23 protein-coding genes are annotated in these 26,316 nt (G+C 42.3%); 16 read left to right on the top strand and 7 right to left on the bottom strand.

The window, feature by feature from the left end; all coding sequences use genetic code 11:
* The first annotated feature begins 10 nt into the window (after positions 1-10).
* The 4 genes from G3T18_RS03905 (at position 11) to G3T18_RS03890 (ending at position 6,803) form a co-directional block, all read left to right on the top strand.
* Positions 11-1,549: an MlaD family protein gene (locus tag G3T18_RS03905; protein ID WP_224409218.1), complete on the top strand. Its 1,539-nt coding sequence runs from the start codon at positions 11-13 to the stop codon at positions 1,547-1,549.
* Positions 1,550-1,798: 249 nt separating this feature from the next.
* A complete protein-coding gene (locus G3T18_RS03900; RefSeq protein ID WP_224409217.1) occupies positions 1,799-2,953 on the top strand; it encodes a transporter substrate-binding domain-containing protein in 1,155 nt (384 codons plus the stop codon).
* Between the two features lie 284 nt (positions 2,954-3,237).
* The gene (locus tag G3T18_RS03895) at positions 3,238-6,072 is read left to right on the top strand and encodes a GAF domain-containing protein (RefSeq protein WP_224409216.1); all 2,835 of its coding nucleotides are present in this window, start codon (positions 3,238-3,240) and stop codon (positions 6,070-6,072) included.
* An 86-nt stretch (positions 6,073-6,158) separates the two neighbouring features.
* Entirely contained in the window at positions 6,159-6,803 is a 645-nt protein-coding gene (locus G3T18_RS03890) for a M23 family metallopeptidase (protein ID WP_224409215.1), read from the top strand.
* A 259-nt stretch (positions 6,804-7,062) separates the two neighbouring features.
* Here the strand turns inward: G3T18_RS03890 and ftsH are convergent, their stop codons facing one another.
* The 3 genes from ftsH to G3T18_RS03875 all read right to left on the bottom strand — a co-directional run bounded on the left by ftsH (position 7,063) and on the right by G3T18_RS03875 (position 12,958).
* A complete protein-coding gene (gene ftsH, locus G3T18_RS03885; RefSeq protein WP_318013924.1) occupies positions 7,063-8,991 on the bottom strand; it encodes an ATP-dependent zinc metalloprotease FtsH in 1,929 nt (642 codons plus the stop codon).
* A gap of 262 nt (positions 8,992-9,253) precedes the next feature.
* The gene (locus G3T18_RS03880) at positions 9,254-11,092 is read right to left on the bottom strand and encodes a DUF3685 domain-containing protein (protein ID WP_224409214.1); all 1,839 of its coding nucleotides are present in this window, start codon (positions 11,090-11,092) and stop codon (positions 9,254-9,256) included.
* A gap of 72 nt (positions 11,093-11,164) precedes the next feature.
* Positions 11,165-12,958, bottom strand: coding sequence for a hypothetical protein (locus G3T18_RS03875; RefSeq protein WP_224409213.1), 1,794 nt, complete (start codon positions 12,956-12,958; stop codon positions 11,165-11,167).
* Positions 12,959-13,202: 244 nt separating this feature from the next.
* Here G3T18_RS03875 and G3T18_RS03870 point away from each other — a divergent pair, with 244 nt between their 5' ends.
* Complete coding sequence (locus G3T18_RS03870; protein WP_224409212.1) at positions 13,203-16,439, top strand: pentapeptide repeat-containing protein; 3,237 nt, start codon at positions 13,203-13,205, stop codon at positions 16,437-16,439.
* A 59-nt stretch (positions 16,440-16,498) separates the two neighbouring features.
* Here the strand turns inward: G3T18_RS03870 and G3T18_RS03865 are convergent, their stop codons facing one another.
* Complete coding sequence (locus G3T18_RS03865) at positions 16,499-16,975, bottom strand: Fur family transcriptional regulator (protein ID WP_318013923.1); 477 nt, start codon at positions 16,973-16,975, stop codon at positions 16,499-16,501.
* A 344-nt stretch (positions 16,976-17,319) separates the two neighbouring features.
* On the opposite strand from G3T18_RS03865, the gene G3T18_RS03860 reads away from it, so the two are divergent.
* Both G3T18_RS03860 and G3T18_RS03855 read left to right on the top strand, forming a co-directional pair.
* Positions 17,320-18,597: a hypothetical protein gene (locus G3T18_RS03860; RefSeq protein WP_224409211.1), complete on the top strand. Its 1,278-nt coding sequence runs from the start codon at positions 17,320-17,322 to the stop codon at positions 18,595-18,597.
* 10 nt (positions 18,598-18,607) lie between these two features.
* Complete coding sequence (locus G3T18_RS03855) at positions 18,608-18,850, top strand: hypothetical protein (protein WP_224409210.1); 243 nt, start codon at positions 18,608-18,610, stop codon at positions 18,848-18,850.
* Between the two features lie 35 nt (positions 18,851-18,885).
* Here the strand turns inward: G3T18_RS03855 and G3T18_RS03850 are convergent, their stop codons facing one another.
* Positions 18,886-19,164, bottom strand: coding sequence for a hypothetical protein (locus G3T18_RS03850; protein ID WP_224409209.1), 279 nt, complete (start codon positions 19,162-19,164; stop codon positions 18,886-18,888).
* A gap of 430 nt (positions 19,165-19,594) precedes the next feature.
* Between G3T18_RS03850 and G3T18_RS03845 the strand changes: the two genes are divergently transcribed.
* The 4 genes from G3T18_RS03845 (at position 19,595) to G3T18_RS03830 (ending at position 21,181) form a co-directional block, all read left to right on the top strand.
* Positions 19,595-19,897 (top strand): hypothetical protein, encoded by a 303-nt coding sequence (locus G3T18_RS03845; protein WP_224409208.1) that lies wholly within the window; start codon positions 19,595-19,597, stop codon positions 19,895-19,897.
* Between the two features lie 104 nt (positions 19,898-20,001).
* Positions 20,002-20,193, top strand: a complete 192-nt coding sequence (locus tag G3T18_RS03840) for a hypothetical protein (RefSeq protein WP_224409207.1) — start codon at positions 20,002-20,004, stop codon at positions 20,191-20,193.
* Positions 20,190-20,408 carry a hypothetical protein gene (locus tag G3T18_RS03835; RefSeq protein WP_224409206.1) on the top strand — a complete coding sequence of 73 codons (219 nt, stop codon included), beginning with the start codon at positions 20,190-20,192 and terminating at the stop codon, positions 20,406-20,408. The genes G3T18_RS03840 and G3T18_RS03835 overlap by 4 nt, the downstream gene beginning before the upstream one ends.
* Before the next feature lie 296 nt (positions 20,409-20,704).
* Positions 20,705-21,181 carry a CRR6 family NdhI maturation factor gene (locus G3T18_RS03830; RefSeq protein WP_224409205.1) on the top strand — a complete coding sequence of 159 codons (477 nt, stop codon included), beginning with the start codon at positions 20,705-20,707 and terminating at the stop codon, positions 21,179-21,181.
* 125 nt (positions 21,182-21,306) lie between these two features.
* Here G3T18_RS03830 and G3T18_RS03825 read toward each other — a convergent pair whose 3' ends face one another.
* Together G3T18_RS03825 and ald are read right to left on the bottom strand one after the other, a co-directional pair.
* Positions 21,307-21,921, bottom strand: coding sequence for a hypothetical protein (locus G3T18_RS03825; protein ID WP_224409204.1), 615 nt, complete (start codon positions 21,919-21,921; stop codon positions 21,307-21,309).
* A 36-nt stretch (positions 21,922-21,957) separates the two neighbouring features.
* Positions 21,958-23,046 (bottom strand): alanine dehydrogenase, encoded by a 1,089-nt coding sequence (gene ald, locus G3T18_RS03820; RefSeq protein ID WP_224409203.1) that lies wholly within the window; start codon positions 23,044-23,046, stop codon positions 21,958-21,960.
* A gap of 545 nt (positions 23,047-23,591) precedes the next feature.
* Between ald and G3T18_RS03815 the strand changes: the two genes are divergently transcribed.
* The 5 genes from G3T18_RS03815 (at position 23,592) to G3T18_RS03795 (ending at position 26,204) form a co-directional block, all read left to right on the top strand.
* Positions 23,592-23,795, top strand: coding sequence for a hypothetical protein (locus G3T18_RS03815; protein WP_224409202.1), 204 nt, complete (start codon positions 23,592-23,594; stop codon positions 23,793-23,795).
* A gap of 230 nt (positions 23,796-24,025) precedes the next feature.
* The gene (locus tag G3T18_RS03810; RefSeq protein WP_224409201.1) at positions 24,026-24,316 is read left to right on the top strand and encodes a hypothetical protein; all 291 of its coding nucleotides are present in this window, start codon (positions 24,026-24,028) and stop codon (positions 24,314-24,316) included.
* A 92-nt stretch (positions 24,317-24,408) separates the two neighbouring features.
* Complete coding sequence (locus G3T18_RS03805) at positions 24,409-24,831, top strand: heavy metal-responsive transcriptional regulator (RefSeq protein WP_224409200.1); 423 nt, start codon at positions 24,409-24,411, stop codon at positions 24,829-24,831.
* Positions 24,832-24,861: 30 nt separating this feature from the next.
* Positions 24,862-25,911 (top strand): WD40 repeat domain-containing protein, encoded by a 1,050-nt coding sequence (locus G3T18_RS03800; protein WP_224409199.1) that lies wholly within the window; start codon positions 24,862-24,864, stop codon positions 25,909-25,911.
* Positions 25,912-25,913: 2 nt separating this feature from the next.
* On the top strand, positions 25,914-26,204 hold the full coding sequence (locus G3T18_RS03795; protein ID WP_224409198.1) for a DUF3288 family protein: 291 nt from the start codon (positions 25,914-25,916) through the stop codon (positions 26,202-26,204).
* Positions 26,205-26,316 lie beyond the last annotated feature (112 nt).

The following is a 26,316-nucleotide window of genomic DNA, read 5'->3' as shown; positions in this document are numbered from 1 at the left end:
GGAAACGAAGATGCGCTCGCGGACAATTCGAGAAGGTTCTGTTGGTTTATTAATATTATTCGGGCTAGCTTTATTAGCTGGAATTGTTTTTTGGTTGCGGGGAATAGAATTTGGCAAAAAAGGTTATCAAATCATTATTGAATTTGCTAATGCTAATAAAATGCAAGTTGGCGCACCAGTTCGTTATCGTGGTGTTGATGTTGGTAAAATTACTAACATCGAACCTAATGCTAATGGTGTCGATGTGACTGTCGAAATTGAAGAACCATCATTGCGTATTCCCGACGAAGTACAAATTTTTGCCAATCAATCGGGATTAATTGGTGAAACTTCGATTGATATTATTCCCCAAGAGTCTCTTTCTGACCAAGCTTTAGCGGTAAATCCTACAGATTCTGAATGTAAATCTTCTCTAATTATTTGCGAAAATGAGCGGGTACAAGGTGAGGTTGGTGCTAGTTTTGAGGAGTTACTTTATAACACTAGCCGCATTGCTGAAGTTTATGCCGATCCGCAATTTTTTCAAAATATTAATGCTGCGGCGCAAAATGCTAGTATTGCTGCTGCTGAGGTAGCTAAACTTAGTAATGAATTAACTCAATTGTCTACTTCAGTGCGTCAAGAAGTCCAAACTTTTTCTGGTGCAGCAGCTTCAGTTTCTCAAGCAGCAAATCAAACTTCTAATGAAGTAACGAGAGCAGTAGATCGACTGACACAAACAGCCGATGTTACTGCTAGTCAAGTTAATCAAGCAGTAGGCGAACTTTCTCGTTCGGCAAATACTACTTCTAACCAATTATCTCAATCAATAGACCGCATTGCTCGGACGGCTGAAGTTACTGCTAATCAATTTGGTCAAACGGCTAATCAAATTGGTCGCACTGCCGAACAATATAGCGTTGCTGCTGCTCAATTAAACGAACTTGCTACTAATGTTAATAGTTTGGTATTAGAAAATAGGGGCGAGCTTGTCGGAACTTTAAATAGTATTAGCGATACCAGTAATGAGTTAAGTCAGTTAGTAAGTAGCTTAACTCCTACAGTAAATAAATTTAGTTCTACGCTTGATGCTGCGGATACTGTACAAGTAGTGCGTAATTTAGAAACTTTAACTGCAAATGCTGCGGAAGCTTCGGCAAATTTACGAGAAATTTCTGCTAGTTTCAATGAACCAACTTATCTGCTAACTTTACAAAGAACTCTTGATTCGGCAAGGGTAACTTTTGAAAATGTGCAAAAAATTACTTCCGATCTTGATGAGTTGACTGGCGATCCGAGTTTTCGCAATAATTTAAATAAGTTAGTCAATGGCTTGAGTAGTTTAGTTTCTTCTACTGAAGAGTTAGAACAGCAAGTTTTGACGGCGCAAAGATTAGAGCCAATTAATACAGCAGTTAATGCTCCTAATGCTACTCCTGAAGAAGTGAAGCAAAATGTACAATTACTAAATGATAACCCCAATAAAGCTGCGGATAAATCTGTGGAGTTGACGGCGAAAGAGCGCAAAAAATTGTCTCAATCTTTAAAGAAAATATCTGCTAAAAATTAGAAAAAAATGAGGAATAATTGTCTTGATGGTGGAGCGATGACTGGCAGGGAGTGAGAATTAGGAGTTGGAGAAAGGCAAGAGAAAATTTGCCAAATTTAATAGATATCTAATTGGCGATCGCTAATCTGGGGTTGAATCTTTCTTGTGATAGACGCGCTCAAAGTCAACAAGTGGCTAAATTTGGATGAATGTGGGGAATGTGTCATGGTTGAACATGATGCAGATGTAGTTTAGTTAAAAATTTATCTGATGATTAGCTGGCGATGGATGTGGAGATTTCTCGTAACATTTTGTTTGATTGTGGGGGCAAAATTGCTCTTCGATCCTTTAATAGCTATTCAAGCACAACCAACACCAAATTCTACGCCGGAAGTAGTTGATGAAAGTTCAACTAGTGAGTCAAATGCTTCGGAAAGTTCATCTTTGCTCGTGGGAATTTATCGAGCTGCTCCTTTGACAATTAAAAGAGGTAATGATTGGGATGGAATTGCTGTAGATTTGTGGCAGGAAATATCGAGGAATCTTGACATTGACTACGAATGGAAAGAGATTAAACAAAGTGAGGCGATCGCTAGGGTGGAAGATGGTACAGTGGATTTAGCGATCGCGGCGATCGCTAAATCCACTGATGAAGATCGTGTTGATTTTACTCATAGCTACTACACTACATCCATTGGCGTTGCTCAACGTCCCCAGCGTAGTTTTTTTCAGATTGTCAAAGCGGTGATTTCGCCGAATTTTTTACGAATTACTTTCTGGCTCTCAATAATTTTTATTATTCTTGGTATACTGGTTTGGGCGTTTGAACGCAACCAAAATGACCAATTTGAAAAACATCCCGCACAGGGTATTTGGACGGGTTTTTGGTGGGCTGGGGTGACGATGACCACAATTGGTTATGGAGATAAAGCACCGAAAACTATTGGGGGACGAATTTTGGCTTTAATTTGGATGTTAATCGCAATGGGTATTACTGCTAGTCTCACCGCTTCGATTACATCTGTTTTAGCTGTGAATTCACCACTGCAAACTGTTCAATTTCCTCAAGAATTGTTCCAGTTGGAGGTAGGTAGTATCCCTGGTTCTGAAAGCGCTACTTATCTGGAAAAAGAAGGTATTCAATTTCAGTCATTTTCCGCACCACTTGAAGGTTTGCAAGCTGTTAAAAAAGGCGATCTCGATTTATTTGTCTACAGTGCTGCTCCGCTACGCTACCTTAATCGTCACTCTTTGCAACGAATTTTGCAAGTCCAATTGACAGATGTTCGATCGCGTCGATATAGCTTCGCACTTCCAGAAGGTAGTGAGTTGTACGAGACTCTTAATCAACAGGTTCTCCAAGAAATTGATGAGTCTGATTGGCGCAATTTGGTTGAGCGCTATCTCCCGACGCAAAAATCGTGAGTGATTGGGAACTGGGGTTTTCAGCTTACCAGTTACTGAGGAGAGGGGAGACTTAGGGGAATTGAGAGACCAGAAGGATAAACTGATAACTGAGTAACCAATCCCCAATTAGATACCTAGCCATCTTCACGAATAGGAAGATGATTTTTCGTGCGTTGAAGGGAAAACTAGATACAGAAGATAGTCAGTATGACAGCAAAAATGTTGCTGAAAATTACTGATTTCTTATATCCCTAAATGTAGCGGATACAATTTAAACAAAGCATCGCTCCTGAAAAAGTTTTATGGTTTCGGCAGAAAATAGTAATCATCCCCAGAATCCCTCAGAACCTCAGTCAGGTTTAACTAGGGAGGTTTTATTAAATAGAATTACCAACAGAATTCGTCAATCCTTAGAACTGCAAGAAATTCTGTCGGCAACGGTTGCCGAAGTCCGTTCTTTTTTGGGTACAGATCGCGTCAAAATTTATCAGTTTCAGCCTGATGGTCATGGATTGGTTATTGCTGAATCAAGATCCGAAAGTCGCCTTCCATCTTTGCTCGGACTGCACTTTCCGGCTGAGGATATTCCTCTCTACGCACGAGAATTATTTGTGCGATCGCGTCAACGCTCGGTTGTGGATCTTAGTTTAGCTCAAATTGGGACCGACCCCCTTGACTGTCCGGAGACAGGAAAACCCCTCAGACAGAAAAAAATTAGCTATCGATCAGTCGATCCTTGTCATGTAAAATATTTGACGGCTATGGGCGTCAAATCTTCAGTGGTTGTTCCCATCGTCATCGAAAATCAGCAACTGAGGAAAAATAATTTACCCTCTCGGCGTTACTCAGACCAATTATGGGGTTTATTAGTCTCCCACCATTCCGAAACGCGACAGGTAAGCGAACAAGAGTTAGAGTTTATTCAATCGGTAGTCGATCGAGTTTCGATCGCGATCGCGCAATCCATTTTACTTGACCGCGTTCGAGAACAAGCTAATCAAGAAGCTAACATCAACCGAGTTACGGCAATACTTTATACAAGTCCTACGGTACAGATACAAGAAGCCTTAAAGGAAATAGTGTCAGTATTTCAGGGGTCTGGCGGTAGAGTTTATCTTGGTGGGGGAAAGGCGAATCAGTCAGTAGAATTATATACCTGTGGCGAGCAACCAGAAGCCGATCGAGGTAGACCTCTCGAAGAAAGTTTTCTCTGGCAAAATTATCTTACTTCCGCGCCTGAAATTCCGAAAGTATCCAGTTTAGATGCTCACATCTGGGCAATTGAGGATCTCTATAAAGAACCACTTTTTCATACCTTAGTTCCTTGCTTTCAGTGCACTCGCATTCGTAGTTTGTTCGTTGTCCCACTACGATACGCCGAAGAAATTCTTGGTTGTCTGACAATTTTTCGCGATGAAATCGAGCGGGAGTTAGTTTGGGCGGGTTATTATCAGACCGATACCAAACAACTAATGCCTCGACAGTCCTTTGAAGCATGGCGAGAATTAAAAACTGGACAAGCCCAAAAGTGGACAGAGGGAGAGATTCGACTAGCTAAAGCCTTGGGCGATCGCTTTTCCACAGCAGTAAAACAGTATCGGCTTTACCAGCAGGTACAGACACTCAATCTTAACTTAGAACAACAGGTACAAGTTCGTACTACTCAATTGCAACAGTCGAATCAGCAGTTGCAGAAGTCAACAATTGAATTGCAAAGGTTGGCAGAACAACAGAAAACGATGACCGGAATTTTCGCAAAAATTCAGCGCTCGCTCGATAGCGAAACAATTTTTCGCACGACGACGCAGGAGTTACGTTTACTGCTCGATGTCGATCGCATAGCTATTTATCGCTTCGATGAAGATTGGGGTGGTGAGTTTATCGCTCATCTAGGTTCTGTTCGTCAAGAATGGGCAGATACCACTCTGGCAACTCGAAGTGTCTGGAACGATTCTTATTTACAAGCAACCCAAGGAGGACGGTATCGTCATAATGAAACCTTTGTCAGTAACGATATTTATCAATCTGGACTTTCTACTTGTCATGTAGAAATTTTAGCACAATATCAGGTTAAAGCTTTTATAATTACTCCGATTTTTATTGGCAATACTTTATGGGGATTACTCGCTATTTATCAACATGAAAATCCCCGTCAGTGGAAAAGTTCGGAAGTCGAATTTGTTACTCAAATTGCTACACAGTTAGGTGTTGCCGTTCAGCAATCCCAGTATATCGAACAGGTTCAAGCACAAGCACAACAACTCGCTCAAACACTCGCACATCTTCAAGAAACCCAAACCCATTTAATTCATAGCGAAAAAATGTCCAGTTTAGGACAATTGGTGGCAGGAGTTGCCCATGAAATTAATAACCCAGTTAATTTTATCTATGGCAATTGCACTCACATTAGTGACTATACTCAAACTTTGCTAGAATTACTGAATTTTTATCAGCAACATTTCCCAGAACCTCCTCCAGAGTTAAAAGCACAATTAGAACTTGCTGACTTAGAGTTTCTTAAGGAAGATTTACCGAAAGTTCTTTCTTCTCTGCAACTAGGAGCAGACAGAATTAGAGAAATTGTGCGATCGCTACGGAATTTTTCTCGCCTCGATGAAGCTGAAGTTAAATCTGTAAACATTCACGAAGGTATTGATAGTACCTTATTGATTTTGCAACATCGCTTCAAACCTATTAGCTCTCAACCGGCAATTGAAGTTATCAAAGAGTATGGCGAATTACCTTTAGTAGAGTGTTTTGCAAGTCAGTTGAATCAAGTATTCATGAACCTTTTAGTGAATGCTATTGATACGCTGCGAGAAGTTAAAGATCGAGATTCTAACTTATCTTTACCACCACAAATTACCATTCGCACCCAGCATTTAGCCTCTGGTTGGATAAAAATCTCGATTATCGACAACGGTGTGGGTATTACCAAGGAAGTGCAACAAAAATTATTCGAGCCGTTCTATACTACTAAACCAATTGGTAAGGGAACTGGTTTGGGCTTATCAATTAGTTATCAAATTATTGAAAAGCATCATGGTAAAATCTACTGTATTTCCGAGCTTGGTAAAGGAACAGAGTTTGTTGTCGAAATTCCCGTTAAAATCCATCTAGAGATGTGGTCTGACTAGGAAAGAATCAACTAATATCTTCTACCAGTCAAGAAAATCATGTCTGTTAAAAAAGCGAACATTCGAGACTCTAGAGGAATGAAATTATGCAGCAGGTATCGGCACGGAAAGGTCGTAGAAGGCATCGTCAGCCTGTTCGGAATCGTTTTTTGTCAAAAGTAGGTAAAATGCCTGCCTTACTGTTAGTAATGGTCAGCTTAGTAGCTTTAATGTTACTGGGTGATGCTTTTCAACCAGTTAATAGTTCGCCCGTAGAAATAGCTAGCAACTGGCGAAGTGCTTCTTTTCCTGTGGAAAATTTTCAAGCTTATACTTCTGGTTTCGGTTATCGTCGCTCTCCCTCCAACCCCTCCAATTGGGAATTTCATCGCGGTTTAGATATCGCTGCACCAGTAGGAAGTTATGTGCGAGCTTGGTGGGGAGGGAAAATTGTCAATCTTTCCGATGGTACTGCTTGCGGTACTTCGATCGCGATTCAATCAGGACAGTGGAGACATATTTACTGTCATTTGCAAGGTCATGTTGAAAATAAAGGTAGCGATCGCTATTTAGTCGATCGTGAAGGTGGGATTATTCTTCAACAAGGACAAGTAGTACCCACCGCCGCTAGAATTGGTCGTGTAGGAATGACTGGAAGCACTACCGGACCTCATTTGCACTGGGGAATCAAATATGGCTCTAATTATGTCGATCCCGGCGAAGTACTACGGAAAATGTACGCTAGTTCGTGATTGGGTATTGGGGAGGAGGGGACTGGTGATTGGGGTTTTCAGTGAGCAGTTATCAGTTATCAGTAGAGAGTAGAGATTGGAAACAAGGAGGAATTGGAGGAGGGGGGAGACAAGGGAGACAAGGAAGAGGGGGAGGACAAGGAGGAATTGGGAGATAAACTGGTAAGGTGCTAACTGTTTACTGATAACTGGTAACTGTTCACTGATAACTGGTAAGGTGATAACTGGTAAGGTGATAACTGTTCACTGAACCCAGTCCCTAAGACTTAGAAAGAACCAGTTGCTTTTGCTTTTCAGGTAAATCGGTGTATTGAGCAACAATTTTGCGGAACTCATCACCATCGAGAGTTTCCTTTTCCAACAAAACATCAACCAAATGGTCTACCAAAACACGACGATCGCGAATCAAGCGACGAGCATTTTCATAGCAACGGAAAGCGATCGCGCGCACTTGCTGGTCAATTTTCATCGCTACTTCTTCAGAATATTCGCGTCTTTCGACACCACCACCGAGAAATACTTCATTATCAGGATTTTCTAGAGCGATCGGTCCGAGATCGGACATTCCGTAACGAGTAACCATTTCTCTAGCTACATCCGCAACGTAGCGAATATCGTTACTCGCTCCCTGCGTCACTTCATCATGACCGAAAATTTCTTCTTCTGCGGCTCTACCACCTAAAGTAATCGTCAAGCGATCGACAATCCAAGCTCGACTGTAAAGTCCGCTATCGATCATTTCTTCATTAAACACCTGTTGGGCGAAACCACCAATACCACCAGAACGAGGAATAATCGTTACTTTGTTCAAGGGATCGGAATGTTCTAGCAACGTCATCAACAAAGCGTGTCCCACCTCGTGATAAGCAATAATGCGCTTTTTCTTACTATCCAGAAGTGGATTTTTCGTCATCCCAATCGTAATGCGATCGATCGCGTCGTCTATTTCTAAAGGTGTAATCGCTTCTTTACGCCGTCTGGCTGTTAAAATCGCCGCTTCATTGAGTAAATTCGCCAAATCTGCCCCAGAGAAACCAGGAGTGCGTTTGGCGATCGCTTCTAACTCAACTTCTGACGACAACTTTTTATTCTGACTGTGGACTTGTAAAATTCCCAAACGACCGTTATAACTTGGTAAGTCTACCATTACCTGACGGTCAAATCTTCCTGGTCGCAGCAAAGCTGTATCCAAAACGTCAGGGCGGTTCGTCGCAGCAATCACGATAACCCCAGTATTACCCTCAAAACCATCCATTTCCGTCAATAATTGGTTTAAGGTTTGCTCGCGTTCGTCATTCCCGCCGCCAATACCCGCACCACGCTGACGACCAACTGCGTCAATTTCATCGATAAAAATTAAACAGGGCGCATTTTCCTTCGCCTTGCGGAATAAATCCCGCACCCTCGATGCACCCACCCCGACAAACATCTCCACAAACTCCGAACCAGAGATGCTGAAAAAAGGAACACCTGCTTCCCCAGCCACAGCCTTCGCTAACAAAGTTTTACCAGTTCCCGGCGGTCCAATCAATAATACACCCTTCGGGATACGAGCGCCGATCGCGGTAAAACGTTCGGTTTCCTTGAGGAAAGTTACTACTTCTTGTAATTCTTCTTTCGCTTCATCGATTCCAGCAACATCATTAAATTTGATGCCTGTTTTCGCTTCCATCTGAAATCGCGCCCGTGACTTACCAAAGTTTAACGCTTGACCAGAAGAAGCCGCCGAACGACGCAGGATCGCGATTAATCCTGCTAGTAACACCAATAGTAAAAGTAAATTAGCTGCAAGTCCTAAAACTGCCGAACTATCTGCTGTCGGCTTAACATCAAATTTGACAATATTTTCCTCGTTTTCATTATTGTATGCTCTGATTGTCTGGGTTAGCTCTGGATACTGATCGAGCAATTTCACTTCTAGCGGTGTATCTGAGGGGTCGCCATTTTCTAGCTCTACTTTAGCTACTCCTTGGGCTGGATCGATTTCTACTTTTGTTACTTCACCTGCTTGAATTTTTTGCAACAGTTCCCGATAAGTAAGAGGATCTTGTTGTTGAGCTACCACAGGAGTAGATAGCAAGACGGTTTGAAAAATCATCCAACCTGCTGCAAGTTGTCCCAGATATCGGGATGCAGATTTTTTACTCGAATGCTGGTTTTGCTCGTCACCGCTTGGCTGCGGCTTCATCCATGTTTTCATATGAAAATAATCTAAAGTTATTGCTCTGCTTAACTCAATGGTTTTGATTTCCAGTTAAGAAGTCTTAATTCTAGTTTAACTATCAGTTGAGACTAGGGATTGGGGATTGGGGATTGGGGATTAGGTTCAGTTATCAGTTTATCTTCTAATTCCTCCAAGTCTCCCAAGTCTCCCAAGTCTTCCCCCCTCTTCCCAGTTACCCAGTTACCCTCTTCCCAGTTACCCAGTTACCCAGTCCCCTCCTCCCCAATCACTTCTGTAAAGAATTACCAATACCTTCAATGATACCGCGACCGATTAAGCCGATGCCTCTACCGATGACTTGAGTGAGGAGGTAAACTACTCCACCACCGACAAAACCGAGAACTTTACGCAGACGGGGGGCGATCGCGTCGCGGGCTTCTAAGGCGATTGTAACTGCCCAACGTAGTCCTGTTAGTTGTTCGAGTTCGTCTTTGCGAGGGGAATAGATGTAAATTTTTTGGATATGATTGTTATTCAGCACGAATAAGCGATACTTACTTTCAAAAATTGCTTGGGGTTCTTCAAATAATTGTTCGATGCGATATCGCCAAGATAAGTTGTTGCGAAATTGGGCGATCGCGCGGGAGGAGAAAAATTTTCGTCGATATAAACTTAGTTTAATCGTTTCTAATTCGGCATAGTAGTTTAATAGCACTTGCATGACTGCGTTTGCTACTTGAATGATTAGATTTTCTAATAATATTTCTCCTCGTGCCATTGCTTCTGGTGAGGAACTGCGATAAGCAACGCGATCGATAACTAAAGGGCTTTCATACAATAAATAGGAAAATAAGTCAATAGTTAAAGGGATTTTTTCGAGAAGATCTCTAGAGATAATTGAGGCATTTTTAACCACGATATCCACTATTTTATATTCGCGAGATTCTCCGGGCAATAAATAGTAACGACTAAAAAAATCAATTGTTGAGGTTTGCCAAATTTCGCGCAAAATTAATGGTATCCGTGCGGATAATTTTTCTGGGGGGATTTCAAGAAATTGAGATTCTTCGATTAATTTGCTTAAAGTTTGGATAATTAAATAAAGCAATTCTTGTTGTTTTTTTGGTTGTAAAATGTCAATTTCCAGGGGAACATTGGTATGATTTTCTACTCCTAAATTAATTTTCCTCAAGCAATTTTCCCACAATTGGTTGAGCGCTGATTCTTGAGTAGTTCTCGCCATAGAAAAATAAGAACTTAAAGAATTAGCCAGCAATTCTCCTCCTTGATTTTTTTCACTTTCTCTAATAGGAAGAGAACTTCTTTTGCGCGATTTTTCCTCAGTTTCCGGTTCGAGAATTACTTCTACGGGTAAAAGCTGATTTACCAACCAACGAGCGACAATTAATTCTCGTTTGCGTCCTTGCCAAAAAACAGCATCTAACAAAGATAGTTTCGGGTTTTGGGTTTTCGCTCTTACCCGCAATAAATTAGTTTCAATTTCTTTTAGTCCTTCTTTACGAAGGTTATAAAGCCATTTAGGAGGTGGGAGAGGTTTCAGCACTTCAAATTCCTTTTCTTCCCAAAGAGAAGATTTATTTTCTCGACCGGAAAGCAAGTTAAATTTTGATGGTTGGGCTGTTTTTTCTGCCGAGTTTTTTGGGGGAGAATAACTAGCACTGCGGGCAATTGAAGTAGGTTCTAATTCCGTCCAAAAACTTTGTCCTGCTGCTAATTGGCGAATTGCTTCCACTAGCACTGAAATGTCTGTTCCTTTGGGACAATAACCCTTGACTCCCTGCTCTCTAGCAACAGCTATTAATTGAGAATCTCCGGTTGAGGAAAGTAACAAAAATGGCAAATTCGGATAGGCATTTTTAAGTTGCTCAAATAGGGATAGCTCCCGCTCGTTTTCCGAGAGAAAACTAAAATTAGTTAGCTCTAAAATTGCTACATCGGGGAAATTTTCTGGAGATAAAGCAGAGAGGCTAGCAACTGCCTCGGTAGCTTGTGCGACAACAGAACTAATTTCTAAGTCATCAAAAGCTGACAAAGCAGTTGTTAAACCCAAACGAAATATGGGATCGTCATCGACGATAATTAATTTGATTTTGTCCTCTGTCATTGATAATTTATTCTTTGTCATTTATTGACAAATGCTTAACAAGTAACGAGCAATAATTAACAATTACGAAACTTATTTTAATTGGGAACGCCAAGTAGCGATCGCTGCCGTTGCTTCTGGGTAAAGTTGACTATTGGGTTGAATTTCGCTAGCAGTAGTAATTGCTGACTCAAAAAATCCTTGTTCTGCTAGACTTTGAGCTAAAGTGAGAATTTCGCGAGCGCGAGCAGTTTGCTTTTGAGCAAGCCAAAGACGCAGTTCTTTTTCTGCCTCTGGATAGAGGACGCGATCGCTACCAATCTTTCTAGCAGTTTGAATCGCCGCGACCAAATCTCCTCGTTGAGCAAAATCCCTAGCTAAGTCAAGCAGGGGTCGATCTTCGAGAATTTGAACTTGCTTATTCCATTGAGCGATATAGGTTTGAGCTTCAACCCTCAGAGGACTTCCCAAAGGAACTTGAGAAGCCGCCGTGACTGCTGCTTGTAAAGACTCAAGATTACCTGCTGCGGCTACCTGTTTTGCTGTGGCTAAGATAGATTGGTCTTGGAGCAGTTGCACTTGTTGTCGCCACATTGCAATCCAAGTTTGAGCTTCAACGCGTTGAGGACGACCAATTTGAATCATCGCAGCTTGTTCCATTGCCAGTTCCAAAGTCAACTTATGCCCTATACTCGCAGTAGTACGAGCAAATTGTAGTTGCAGTTGGTCTTCAAGCAGCGAGATCCAAAGCGATGCCTTTTCTTGAGCAACTGGGTAAATCCGACTATCAGGAGAAATCCGATTTACGCTGGCGATCGCATCAAATAAACCCAACATCTGCTTAGATTTGGCTGATTGACTAGCTTGTCCCAGTGTAATCCAATCTTGGGCTTCGCCAAACAAAGGCGAATCGGATCTAACTTTTTTAGCTAGCTGAATAACCCCAGTAAAATCCTGATTTTCGAGCTTTTGGGCAGCAATTTGTAACAAAATCCTACTCCAGCGATATTGCTCCTCGCGACCCCGAAGCGCAACATAGGTATTAGAATCAATTTGGGCAGTAATCGCGATCGCCTGCTCTAAAGCTTGGGGTGTATTTACCTTAGCAATCTCTCGAGCCGAGTCCAACTTTTCGATCGCTTCGATTTCCTTTCTCAGGCGTTGCCTGAACTGTTCGTCGATCGTCGAGTTAAAATACTTAAGTTTGAAGCGCTCTAATTCAGCAGACAAGATCCTCGCCAATTGCCAATTTTGGGCAGCCAGAGCCGATTCAAATTGAGTTGTTATTTCCTCCCCCTTGTACCATTCACTCGACCACAAAGCGATCGCTGTCTGTGCTTCCAAATAGATTGGACTAGTCTTAGGAATTTGATTAGCAATGCGGGTTCCAGCTTCGAGATCGCCTTGATTAACGCGCTCTAAGGCAATGTTAAGTACACCTTCGGACCATTGTTTCAACAGTCGCTCGGCTTCGGCATAAAGGGGATGACTCGGTTGCCAACTTTCAACTAAAGCGATCGCTGCGAGTAATTGCTCTAAATTTCCTGACTCTGCGGCTAACTGAGCGCAGTACATTTGCTCGCTATCAGCAGCCATCGGTGACAAGTTTTGGCAGTTTGGTGCTGGTGGCAATTTCGCTAACCATAAAGCGCCAATGCCTAAACTTCCCCCTAAAATCAGCAGTGTATTCAACCACAAAGGCATTAACCGTCGAAAGCGACGACCTATTTCACTCTTGTGGGATAATTGCCAATGCCAAGGTTCGGTATATTCAAAACCTAAGCTAGCACTATCGGAACGAGCAAGTCGGATAACTTTACTTCCCCTTCGTTTATTTTTGCTTGGGGAACTTTTACGGTTAGATCGAGGTGATTGTTTTTTGACCACAGAAGAAGTTCTCAAGTAAAGTTGTAGTTTATCTTATCGTGGGTATTTGGCGGAGTTATCAAAAACGATCGGTTTCAGAAACCTTACCAACATACCTGAGTATTTCAGGTTCAATTTACACCTAGAGGAGGTCGAAGAACACAGCAACTGTCAAAGTTAAGCAACTCTGTATTTTGTATTCTGAGTTGAATACAGCTAATTGTATAGGGTTAAGTAGTAGGAGATTTTTTGCGAGCGAGTTGGCATGAGCCTGAACATTCGGCAGTGGCTAGAAGATCGCCACATAGAACTTACACAGTTAGAACATCTCGGTTCTGAGGTATTTGGCGTTGCTTTTCGCATTGCCCAAGATATGGAGTTGAAAAGTTTAACTCCCTTCGATATTTGTTCTTTAACCGACGTCCTCGAACTACCCCTGCACGCTAGCTGGCGCCTCGCCCAGCCCATTGCTAACTTGACTGTGGGGCTGCTTCGTCTCCTCAGTCGGAAAAAATCTCTCAAGCGCTCTGAGGGAACCTGGCTAACATTTCAGGTAGCATATCTCAACGCCCTAATCGGTATTTTAGAACAAGAACTACAAGTAACAAGACCTTGGTTAAATCGCGCAATTATCTTAAAAGACGCAGACAAAGACCTGGCACAACCCTTACTCGACGCTGAATTACAAGGACTATTAGCAACCCTACGTCCCGGACGTCTCAGCGACACCCAAGCAGAACAAGCCCTTTCCTTAATAGAATCTTCCCTCCTCGTCCAGCAAATGAACAAACTCTGCCTTGCTTGGTTAGTCGCCAACGGAGCCGAAGAAACCCAAGCCAAGCTTCTCGTGCAACGTTTAGTTAACGGGCTTCCCGGCTACCTACTCGCCGCGATCGCCCAAAACCCCCTACCCCTAGCCCAACTGCAAAAATTCGTCCGTCTCGGTATCGCCAGCAATACTCCACAAACTACTGCCTCTAACTCCCAAAACAACAACCGACTGTGCGAAATAGAAATTAACTTACCCCGCGAAGAATATCGGGCAAATCTACTCAAAACTCTCAGCCAACCCCTCCTCGGAGAAAACTTTTCCCTCCAGGACATCTACGTCCCCCTCAAAGGTATCCCCTTAGAAGCACCCCTGCCCCAAAAACCAGAATCTACCCAAGACACCCAAAACACAGTCAACCTGAGCGACTGGGCAAATTCTCAACTCCAAGACACCCAAACCATTGCTGTCATCTTCGGGGAACCAGGCAGTGGCAAAACTAGCTTTTGTCAAATCTGGGCAGCTCAAATCGCTGAAAAGCTTTATCCTGATTGGATGCCCCTCTTCATTCCCCTCCGAGACGTCACCCTCAGCGACACTTTTGAAGAAACCTTAGACTCTGCCCTACCTAGAGCGCATTTTAGCGACAGCGACGGTTGGCTTTCCCCCCAAGCACCCCCTTGTCTCCTGATTCTCGATGGCTTAGACGAACTACCTCGTTCCCCTCAAACAACTCGTCACCTCTTAGAATTTCTCGACCAAATCGTCCATTTTCGCGCTCGCTGTTTGAACAGTCAAACCCCCTTACCCCATAAAATTATCTTGACCTGTCGCGATCGCAGCGCCGACCTTATCCTACGTACCCTCTTCAACCTGACCAGAAAATATCATCTCCACACTCACTTGCCGCTCTCGACTCAACTAGCAGCAATTGAGCTCGCCTCAATGGAACAAGAACAATGGCGACAGTGGTTTACCCACTGGACTAAACTACAATCAAAATCGATCGCCCAAGCCTATTTCTCCTTCCTCAAACAACAAGGACTATTTCAGAAACAGCCGCTTAAATTCAAACAATTATCTCACTGTATCCGTCAGCCTCTATTCCTTTATCTCTTAGGAATCCTTCATCGAGACGGTTGGTTAACAGACTTCCCCCGCGAACAACCTTCGTCCGAGCTTAAATTCACAATCTACAACCGAATTCTCCAATGGCTCCTAGGAGAAAACAAAGGCAACCTCCTACCCGAACGAGGCTTTCAAGGACAAGCCCATGCTTATCGCAGCGCTGAAGCGATCGCTAACCTCCTCGCCCAAAGACAACCATCGCAACTGCGTACCTCAATGCAAGAATTAGCCCTCTCCATTCTCCAAACTGGAAAATGGAAACTAACCCTCCAACCCAACTCCGCCGAGCCAGCGATCGCTCGCCCTCCCCTTCCTGCCCTCCTCTTCCAGCTCACACCCCACCAGAACCAAACCCCCAAACTTTTACAAATCGGCTTCACCCATCGCAGCCTTGGCGAATATCTCGCCGCCGAACACCTCGCCCAACAACTTCAAACCCTCACCCAAAAAACTCAGAACCGCTATGGCGAAATTAAATATCTCATCCCCTCCGAACAAACCCTAGCCGAACAGCTTTATCGCCTCTTTGGATACGGACCCCTCTCCCCCGAAATAGCAGAACTAATCCTCGAACGACTGCAACTCCAACAACAGCGCAACCCCCGCACCTTCTCCTTCTCCACCCTTTTTCAACGCCTACTCACCTTTTATCGCGCCCATAGTCGCAGTCGCTGGCTCGACGAAGGTATCGTTACCTCCACTTATACCCACCTCCAAACAAAAACCAACCCACTCAACACCCTCCAAATCGATGCCGCCGTGGGAGTAAATGTCTTCTTACTCCTTTGTTTAACCGCCAAAGCTGCCCAAATCCCTTTCTATCCTTGCGGAACCCCCGACCGCCTCCAAGACTTCGACCCCGACCGCCTCCTGAACGCTATTGCTCGTACTGCCGTTCTCTCCCCCACCTGCTTCCTCAGCCAAACCCGCAACCATTTAAATCAACTACAGCTCGTCAGTGTTTGTTTGAGTCAAGCAAATCTCTCTGGTGCCAACCTCTCTGATGCCAACCTTTCTGGTGCTGAACTAATCGGAATCAACCTAGTAGCGGCTAATCTCGAACGTGCCAACTTATCTTGGGCAACTCTCATTGACGCCAATCTGAAAAACGCTAACCTCATTCAAGCGAACCTCTCTGGTGCCAACCTCTCTGGTGCCAACCTCTCTGGTGCCAACCTCTCTGGTGCCAACCTGAAAAACGCCTGCTTAGATCGAACCCAGTTAGACCAGCAAACAAAAAACCTCGCCCAAGCAAGCGGAGCATTCTTCTCCTTAGCAGAATTCGATCGCCATTGTCAAACTCTAGCCCTCAGCGTACGCCCTCAAAGCCCACAACAAAATCAACTCAGCGAAACCTACTTTGCCGCCCAAATTGAAAGCGTGGAAGGAGAACCTATCTTACCTAACGCCTGGGATGAAACCTTTTCTCGTCACTCTCAGGCAAATAGCCAAGACGAGACAATCGCCGCACCCAACCCACCTCACCAAGATTATCCTCCTCAACAGCAACAGAGCTACTCGCCCTTTGCACCTCACTCCCCGGTAAATAGCCAAGACGAGACAATCGCCGCACCCGACCCACCCCACCAAGATTATCCCCCTTAAGATCAAAGAGCGATCGCCAAGATCAAAAAGAGCAAAGAGCGATCGCCAAGATTATTTCCTTAGCCTTCCTTTTTCCTTCCGTAAAAATCAATCCGATAATCAACGATTTTTACTCCTGTCCTCTCCTCGATTTCCTCGAGCAGATCTTTCGGCAGTTCCACGTAAACATCTATAATTTGGTTAGTATCCAAACAATTCACGTGGCTGTGGGAATCGCTAATGTTACCATACAACCTCCCATCACAACGCTCCACACTTTCAATAATTCCTTGACTTGAGAGCGCCTCTAAATTTTGATATACCGAAGTGTGACCGATATCTTTACCTCGTTGATTTAAGCGATCGTATATCTCCCTCGCTGAAAGGTGTTCTTGTACTTCCCACAACAGTTCGAGTATATAACGACGTTGGCGACTTACACGCATCCCAAGCTCTTGACACCGATTGAGAGCGTCTTCTAATGAGCTAATTGGTTTGTTGAATGCCCCTCGATCTTGCATAGTTGAGGCTGTTTGGTTATTTTTTACATTACTCATGATTTGTTCCTTTTCTCCTATTTTCCGCGATCGCACTCAAGCCTCCTATTTTGGCGACTTGAATACTTTTTGCTTAAAACTTTGGAGAGTCGAAGGAACCGCCGCGACTTGTTTAACTAATTCAAACTCATTACCACTTTAGCTTAAGTAACTGGCAAATGTCCAGTTATCAGTTATCAGTTATCAGTTATCAGTTACCAGTTATCAGTTACCAGTTATCAGTTATCAGTTATCAGTTACCAGTTTATCCTCCCCCTCTTCCCCCTCTTCCCCCTCTTCCCCCTCTCCCTTGTCCCCCAATCCCCAATCCCCAGTCACCAATCCCCAATCACCAACCCTCAACCATGAAATTAAGACAATTGTGGCAAAATTTAGGCATTCCCGTAGTTTACTATCCTAAGTTAGCGAAAGTTACTGGTGGCGCGAGTGCAGCAATTTTTTTAGCTTATTTGATAAATCAGCAGTTATTTGAAAATCAAACTGAGGAATGGCTGAGTTTTTCCTCCCAAGAAATTGAAATGGAAACCGGACTTTCGCGACGGGAACAAGAATTTGCTCGTCAACAACTGCGTCAGCGATCGCTACTCAAGGAGCGTTCAATTACTACTACCAACGATTCACTGGAATTTTACCTAGATTTGGACGCTCTCGAACAAAGATTTACCAGTTTTTCTAAGTTATTATTTAACCAAGATTCTGTTAAAAATAATTTAAGTAATTCTACTCTTGACATAGAAAAAAATTCTTCTATCAATCAGTCTCATTCTACCGCAAAAACTCAACCTGTAGAAGTAGTGAAAGATACATTTCAGCCTAATTCTAGAGTCAAAAAAGTTAAAACTGATAAATACTTTGGTAACTCTCGTCAACCCATTTCTGTCCAAGTTTCACCTCACTATCAGTTTAGCGGACCTTGGGAAACGCAAGAACAATTTGAAGCTTTTCAAGCAGCTTTACTCGAATACTTCAAAGAAAAGGGACTTAATAATCCTTCTGGCTGCGTTTTCAAAGTTATCGACAGCATGACTAAAGGAATTAAATCGCCTTTATGGGATGATTTCATTCAAGGTAAAAACTTAGGAGAAAGCGAGAAAATCCAGCGAGATTGGGAAATAGAACCAGGAATACCTTATCCAGCCTTTGAAGAAGAAAGAATTCAATATTATATCCACAAAGGAGAACCATTAGAAGCAGCAGTTTCTAAAGCGCGGTCTGACTTAAGAAATCCTGTTTTAGGACAAGATTTGTGGTCAGGTTTTTTGCGGAAATGCGATCGCCTTGCTGAAGAAGCAATGCAAGCGAAAAAAATGGGAGTATCCAATCCATATCTTCCACCTTCATTCACAGCCAACTCTGAAGTTACCAAAGAGAGTGTGATGAAGAAATTAGCTGCAATTGACTCCCAGCATTCCCTCTCTGAGTCCCAATCTGCCGCGCTTCCAGAAACATCACCTCCCGATATAAAAGTTACTAAACAACCAGAGATTCCCAGTCTAGAATCTCTCCAAAAAGCTTACAAAACTCCTTTAGGTCGCCAAATAGTTGCCAAACAAATTGCTGAAAATCCCCAATGGGGATATATAATAGTTGATAGTGAAACAATCGCAGAACTTCCTTTTTAAACTTAGTCAAATGAAAAAAATAAGCGAAATCGACCCTTTAGCTAAACAACGAGTTACTCCCTCACCTAGCCAACGCCAAAAACTCTTAGAAAACAGATTACAGCAAGAAAAAGAACAAGGTTATCAACAGTTAGTAGAATTGTGCTTATTAGGAGAGTATGACGCAGCCAACCAGTTAGCGAAAAATAATCCAAATTGGGGTTATAAAATCGTAGCTGGAGAAGTCATAGAAAAGCTAGGAAATGAAGTTTAATTTATCTATTTACTGTAAAATTATAAGAGATTTGCTTAACTTTGGGTTAAACAAACATTCCGAATCATACGATTGACAAAGCTAAGATAATCGTCAATTTCTTCGTAAGCATCTAACTCCTTTTCTTCTTCTAAAGTCAAAGAAGTATCTTGCTGTTTATCAAGTAATTGCTCAATGCGATTTTGCACCACACTGGAGGCTTGAAAAATAGGGATTCCTTCCCTCAGTTCAATCCTAATTGCTCCCTCGATGGGTAAGCTACCGGGTAAGGTTTGAAGTTTAGGTGGAATAGGTAAAACAAAAGGAGTATTCATCGTCTCTATAATTAGGTAATTTTAATATTATATCTCCTCTTGCAAAAAGTTAACCATAATGGGACAAAAGAAGATGTCAGAAATTATATCCTTTGCAGAAATGCAGCATCGCTATGATGGCGAATGGTTATTAATTGCACCAAAAGAAGTGAATGAGGAATTGTAAGTAATTAAAGGAGAAGTGTTAGTTCACTCTCCTAATCGCGATGAGGTTTACAAAGCTCTTGAAACTCTAGAAGAGCAACCTTTAGCGATTGAGTATGTGGGTCAAATTCCCAAAATTTAGGCTTTATTTTATGAGTCGGAAAAGAGTTTATTCATAAAACCGGATAACTTACCGTGAGAAATCGATCAGCTAAACCTAGAGGACGACTAAAATGATAGTATGATTAAAAATTTCATCCAAATTAAAGACTTAGAGGAAATCAAAATGTCAGAAAAAGTTAACGTAGTGATTGAAAAGAGTGAATCAGGCTATCTTGCTTCTTGTCCCGATCTATCAGAAGATAAGTTTGAAAATGACTCATTAGATGTTGTCTTTACCCAGCTTAAGCAATTCGTTCAGCATCATCTAAATCAACCAACCGAAAGCGAAAAAACAGGTCAGTCTATTCTAAAAATGGTAACTAAATTCACGGAAGATATGACAGAAGAAGAAATCAATCAGCTTCCTGCTGATGCGGCTACTCAACACGATCTTTATCTTTATCAAGCTACCAAAAAAGAACAGTGAAACTCATTTTTGCAGATACATTTTATTGGATAGCTTTAATTAATCAAAAAGATGATTAGCATCAGCGTGTTATCCTTTTCACTAGCACTCTTGACAAAGTTCAAGTGATTACTACTGATGAGGTATTAACCGAAGTATTAAATTTTCTTTCTAGCTATGGACAGGGGATGCGAAGACGGACTCTAGTATTCGTTCAAGATATTCTCAATAATTCTACTATTAGGGTGATTCCCCAAACTCATGAATCTTTTCAACAAGGATTAGTATTATATGAACATCGTTTAGACAAAGGATGAAGATGTCAGAAATTATGACGTTTGCAGAAATGCAGCATCGCTATGATGGTGAATGGCTATTAATTGCACCAAAAGAAGTGAATGAGGAATTGCAAGTAATTAAAGGAGAAGTGTTAGTTCACTCTCCTAATCGAGATGAGGTTTACAAAGCTCTTGAAACTCTAGAAGAGCAACCTTTAGCGATTGAGTATGTGGGTCAAATTCCCAAAATTTAGGCTTTATTTTATGAGTCGGAAAAGAGTTTATTCTTGGGAAAGAAAGGGGAACTTACTTTTTTGTCGAGTAGCAGTGAGACGGAATAAAAATTCGCCACTTTTTCTTAAATTACTGGTAGATACTGGCTCAAGTTCTACAGTATTACCGACTCAAGTTCTGCAAAGGTTAGGTTGTGATCTAAACAAGCCTCTCCGAATGATGACTAATGTCATCCATAATATAGATAAAAATTAAGTGTACAATAAAAGACAGTAAAACTTAAAAGTTAGCTCAAATTAGTAAAGAGTAGAAGAGAATGACAATTACAATTACTGTCAATACTGACAACATCAATAACTTAGATTTATCGCCTGTGGAAAATGAGGTCGAAAAAATATCGCAAGCAGGTGAAATTGCTAAATATGAACAGCAAATTAACTTTAAAATCGAATATGAGATGGATGAAACTGACCCCAGAGAAATATCGGAAGTACCAGAAGTAAGGTTATGGTTTGTGCGTCTTGATGCTCGTTATCCTTGGCTACCTTTTCTGTTAGATTGGAAATCTGGGGAACTTTATCGCTATGCAGCAATGTTGGTTCCGCATCAGTTTCATCGCACCGAAGGTATTCAATATAATCCAGAGGCTTTAGAAATTTTTGTGATGAAGAAAATCTTTGTGTTTAGTGATTGGTTACAAGGGCAAAATATTAGTAGTAAATCGAAGTTGCAATCAATGGCTCAAACTTTAGGTTATGAGCTTGAAGATAGCTTTTTTGAGATGATTAAATAATATCAAGATTAAATTTGGTTAATTAGTTAGATAGCGGGCATCCTGCCCGCACTACGAAAATGATTTAATATTGTAGATGGCTAGTTTTTCATAATGGTTAATTATCGCTGATTTGAGACAAGTTTTTAGATTCTTTGAATGCGAGGATTTGAATTTTGTTCGCATTGAGAAGCTGGAAAAACATAGCCTTCGACTCGCGCAAAGAGATAACCCACGTCAGCAGCAGTTTGTTCGCCGAGAAGGGTAGCTGTGGTAAAGTTATCTTCTCGCTGTGGATGCCAGTATAATTTCAGTGGTACTGTTCCTGGTTGTTGAGTGGGAAAAACATAGCCTTCGACTCGCGCAAAGAGATAACCGACATCAGCAGCAGTTTGTTCGCCGAGTGGGGTGGCTGTGGTAAAGTTGTCTTCTCTGCCTGGATGCCAATATAATTTCAGTGGCACTGTCCCTGGTTGCTGAGTGGGAAAAACGCAGCCTTCGACTCGCGCAAAGACATAACCAGCGTCTTTGGCTGAATATTCACCGACGCTGGTAGCGGTAGAAAGATTGTCTTCTCTGGCAACACTCCAGTAAAGTAATAGTGGTTCTAAGGGTGTTTGTGCGAGAGTGGTGTCAGGAGTTGCGGGAGGATTAGTATTTGTGGGTTCGCTTAAGGTAGATTGATTAGAACAAGCGACAATTCCGAAGAGTAGTCCTGCGGATAAAATAGAGGTGGAGAAGCGAGATAGAATTGAGTTCACGAGAAATGCTCCTTACGCGATCGCACTTTATCCAATCTACTCGACTAAATCGGGAAATACTTCTTGTACTGCCGGATGAATAAGCAAATGGTTTTTCACGTTTAAGCCTCCAGCTAAAGCAGCATCTCGCTCTAAGGCTTTTAAACCAAGATTAGCTAGTTTAAGCACGTAAGGCAAGGTACTATTATTTAAAGCCTGTGTTGCCGTCCAAGGAACTGCTCCGGGCATATTCGGAACACCGAAGTGAATTACTTCTTCTTCAACGTAAGTAGGATTAGTGTGAGATGTGGTGCGTAAGGTTTCCACACAACCACCTTGATCTACAGCTACGTCAATTATGACTGCACCGGGACGCATTTGTTTAACTAGAGAACGAGGAACTAAAATTGGTGCGCGACGACCTACTACTAATACCGCACCTACCAATAAATCTGCTTCCGGAACTAATTGCTCGATTAATAAAGGAGAGCTATAAAGCAATTCTACTCTCGAACCAAAGATAGTTTCTAGATAAGCCAGTCGCTCAACATTAATATCGATAATTTGTACTGTAGCACCCATTCCCACAGCAATTCGGGCTGCTTCCGTACCGACAACACCGCCACCTAAGATTACTACTTTACCAGAACGAACTCCAGGAATACCGCCAAGTAAAACGCCTCTTCCTCCTTGTTGACGTTCCAAATACCTTGCGCCAAACTGTACGGAGAGCCTTCCCGCGATAATACTCATAGGTGTCAGTAAAGGAAGTCTACCATCAGGAAGTTCAACTGTTTCATAGGCGATCGCACTTACCCCCGAATCGAGTAACGCTTTGGTTAAACTGTGACTAGCGGCTAAATGTAGATAAGTAAACAATAGTTGCTCTTTTTGCAAATACTGATATTCTTCTGGTAGTGGTTCCTTAACTTTTACTACCAGTTCTCGGTTCCAAGCTGTTGCTGCATCGGAGACAATTTTCGCTCCCGCTTTTTCATAATCTTCGTCGGTAAAACCAGCACCAGTACCAGCATTCTTTTCCACAAACACGGTATGATTTTTGTCGCACAGCAGCCGTACGCTGTCGGGACTCAAACCAACTCGAAATTCTTGGTCTTTGGTTTCTTTTGGTACACCTATTTCCATAATCGCTCTCTATTCATTACCTTTACTACTGTAGGACTTGCTGCTGGTTAGTTTTGTATTTTCAAGCAAAATTGGGGATTTTGGTGATTGGGGACTGGGGAGGTGGGGATTGGGGATTGAGGATTGGTGATTGGGGACTGGTGAGTGGTGACTGGGGATTGGGGACTAGTGAGTGGTGACTGGGAGAGGATGATGACAAAGAAGCTGACAAGGGAATATTTTTTCGCTTCATGTGATTGATTTTCAGCCGGGAAAGCTAAGGAAATGGGGGAAAATAGAGCAGGTAAAACTTAGGAAATTTCGCCCTTAATTTTTGCTCCGATTCGCGTCAGTGCTTGAAAAGCATACACTGGTGAGAGGGAGAAGAATTGAGCGAATTGGAAGGTAAACTAATAACTGGTCGCTGAAAACTGCTAAATGCACCCTACGTGAAAATTAATCCCCAGTCACCACCTCCCCAGTCACCACCTCCCCAGTCACCACCTCCCCAATCACCACCTCCCCAATTTCGGTAGAATAGGAGAAACAAGTAAAGATTTGTAACTATGAGCGAGCAGGAAAACGCCGTGACGACTACAGAAGCAAAAACCCAACCCACAGTTACACCCAGCTTAGAAGAACCAAAATTTGGGTTTAACGAATATGCAGAACGATTGAATGGTAGAGCAGCGATGATTGGCTTTGTGCTAACCTTGGCGATTGAATATTTTACTGGTCAAGGATTATTATCTTGGTTAGGGTTGCAGTAGCCAGTAGCGATCGCCACTATCGCCAATTCTAACTCGTAAATCAATTTTGTATCTTTCCCCGATCTTAATTTCGGGGTCACTCTAGAATTTTTATTTCCTCATCTCAAATCAAATGTCAGCAAATCGCTAGTAAACTAAGTAATTTTCTCTACTACGGTATAAGCCATTTGGTGGGTAGATAAGATAATCTGAAATTAGAATCAAGCAGAATCTGGATATAAACCAACGTGATGAACGCATTGTTGCCTCGGTTTGTGAAGTTAGCCTACCGTAAAGAGCCGATTTCAAGCTTTATATTGATTATCGGTGTAGTTGATGCGGTAATAGGCGGCGTAGGCGAACGCTGGACGTTAGCAAGTTTTGGTATAACGGTAATGTTAGCAGCGATCGCGGTGCGTTGGTGGCAAACTCAACGTCACCATGATAATACCCCCGATGAAGGCGTAAGAGCTTTTCTTCCTCCAAGTTCGTCAAATGCTCCTTTACCTCTACTCACAACGCAAAAAAAACGCCGTCATTAAGTTAAAAAAAGAGGGAGAGACACTGGAAAGAGAGTTTATGATTTGATTTGCTGCGTATTCCTGACGATGTCACAGCTAAATAACAGTAAGATATGCAATCTATAGTGCAATTACTTAAAATTGGTGAAGTAGCTAAAACTAGCGGTTTACCAGTAAAAACGATTCGTTACTACGATGATTTTGGCTTATTAACTCCGGTAGTACAACGCTCTCCCTCTGGCTATCGTCTTTTTCAGGAACCAGTTTTTAATCGACTAGCCTTTATTAAACGGGCGCAATCTCTGGGATTGGATCTCAAGGAAATTAAGGATATACTAGAAGTTCACGATGCGGGGCAATTGCCTTGTGGCGTTTTAAAAGAACATCTCCTAACCAAATTAAAGGTTATTCAAGAACAAATCGAAGCTCTCGAACTTTTACAACAAGAATTACAAGGTATCCTCTCTGGATGGCAAGATTCGCCCCCAAAAAACTTAGCTAACCGCACGATTTGTCCGAATATTCAATCTCAGTAAACAGAATCTATGCTCTTGAGTAGGAAAAGATTGGCGTTAGTATGGGCTATAGCTATTTTTGCTGCTGGTTTACCTCGTTTATCTACGGCTGAGGAATTTAGCGAACCTTTACCACTACCAGATTATCTTCCGGAAATTGACAAGTTACCAGCTTCGGAACCTTGGGAAAAAGTAGAATTATTTCGTACTCTCCAAAGTCACGAAACTACTGTGGATGCGCTAACTTTTAGTCCTGATAGCCAAATGTTGGTTAGTGGTGGTAGTTATAATGAGGGACTATTGCGATTGTGGTGGGTAAGAACAGGAACCCAAATCGATCGCTTCCGCATTCACAATACCAGAGTTTTAGCAATGGCGTTAAGTCCCGATGGGGAAATTTTGGCTAGTAGCGGACAAGATACGAGAATTAATCTCTGGAAATGGGACACTGGAGAATATACGCATACTTTTCTTAACCACTTTCATAATGTGCTTTCTCTCGCAATTACTCCTGATAGTGAAGTGTTGGTTAGTGGTGGTTTGGATGGAATTAGACTGTGGAATTTAAAGACGCAACGACCAATTTATACTTTAGTTCGTTTCGAGAGTCCGACTTACTCGTTAGCTATTAATCCTAATGGCTTTATTTTAGCTAGTGGCGGTCGGGAAGGTGAACTTAAGTTGTGGAATTTGCGAACCGGAGATTTGATCTCGGAAAATATCGGTCATGGGGGTAAGGTTACGGCTTTGGCGTTCACCCCAGATGGTAATATTCTGATATCCGGTAGTAGCGATCGCACGATTAGAGTTTGGGATATTGTTCAAGGTGAGTTACTTTATACTCTCATTGGACATACTGGGGAAATACGCTCGATTGCTATCCATCCTGACGGACAAACCCTTGCTTCTGGTAGTCGCGATGGGGTGCGTTTGTGGAATTTAGCTACGGGTAGGTTACTCACTCAACCTCAAGGACATTCTGATTGGGTACAGTCGGTTACTTTTAGTCCTAATGGACGCTTTCTGGCTAGCGGTGATTTTCAAGGTAAAATTATTCTCTGGCAAGATGCTCGCGTTAAACTTGTTTCTGACGATAATTGATTATGTCTCCCCAACCAGACCAAAAACATCCACGAGAAAAAAGCGATCGCGAAGAGGTTAACCGCATTTTACAGGAAGGACGCAGCGATTACAACCTTGCAGAAGTCGCCCGCTTGCAAATTCGCTATCAGCATTTTCCCGGAGCAAGAGAAATTCAAGCCGATTTAGCTAAAATTCTTAATAATTGGGGCTTGACAGAAGATGAATTGTATGAAATTACTCGCAAGTTACATTCCCAACAAGCAGTTTACAAACCTCGTACCAATGAAAAGGAACAACAAGATTGGAGTTAAAATAACTAAATTTAGCTTGTCTTACCTTTGAGATCAAATCTGAACCTCTCAGCTCGTCTTCTGGAAACAATTATCTCTCAATCGGGATGATTTTCTTTTCTATTAAGGGAAA

Source organism: Oscillatoria salina IIICB1 (genome assembly GCF_020144665.1).
Lineage (GTDB): Bacteria > Cyanobacteriota > Cyanobacteriia > Cyanobacteriales > SIO1D9 > IIICB1.
This window is presented reverse-complemented; position numbering and strand designations above follow the sequence as displayed.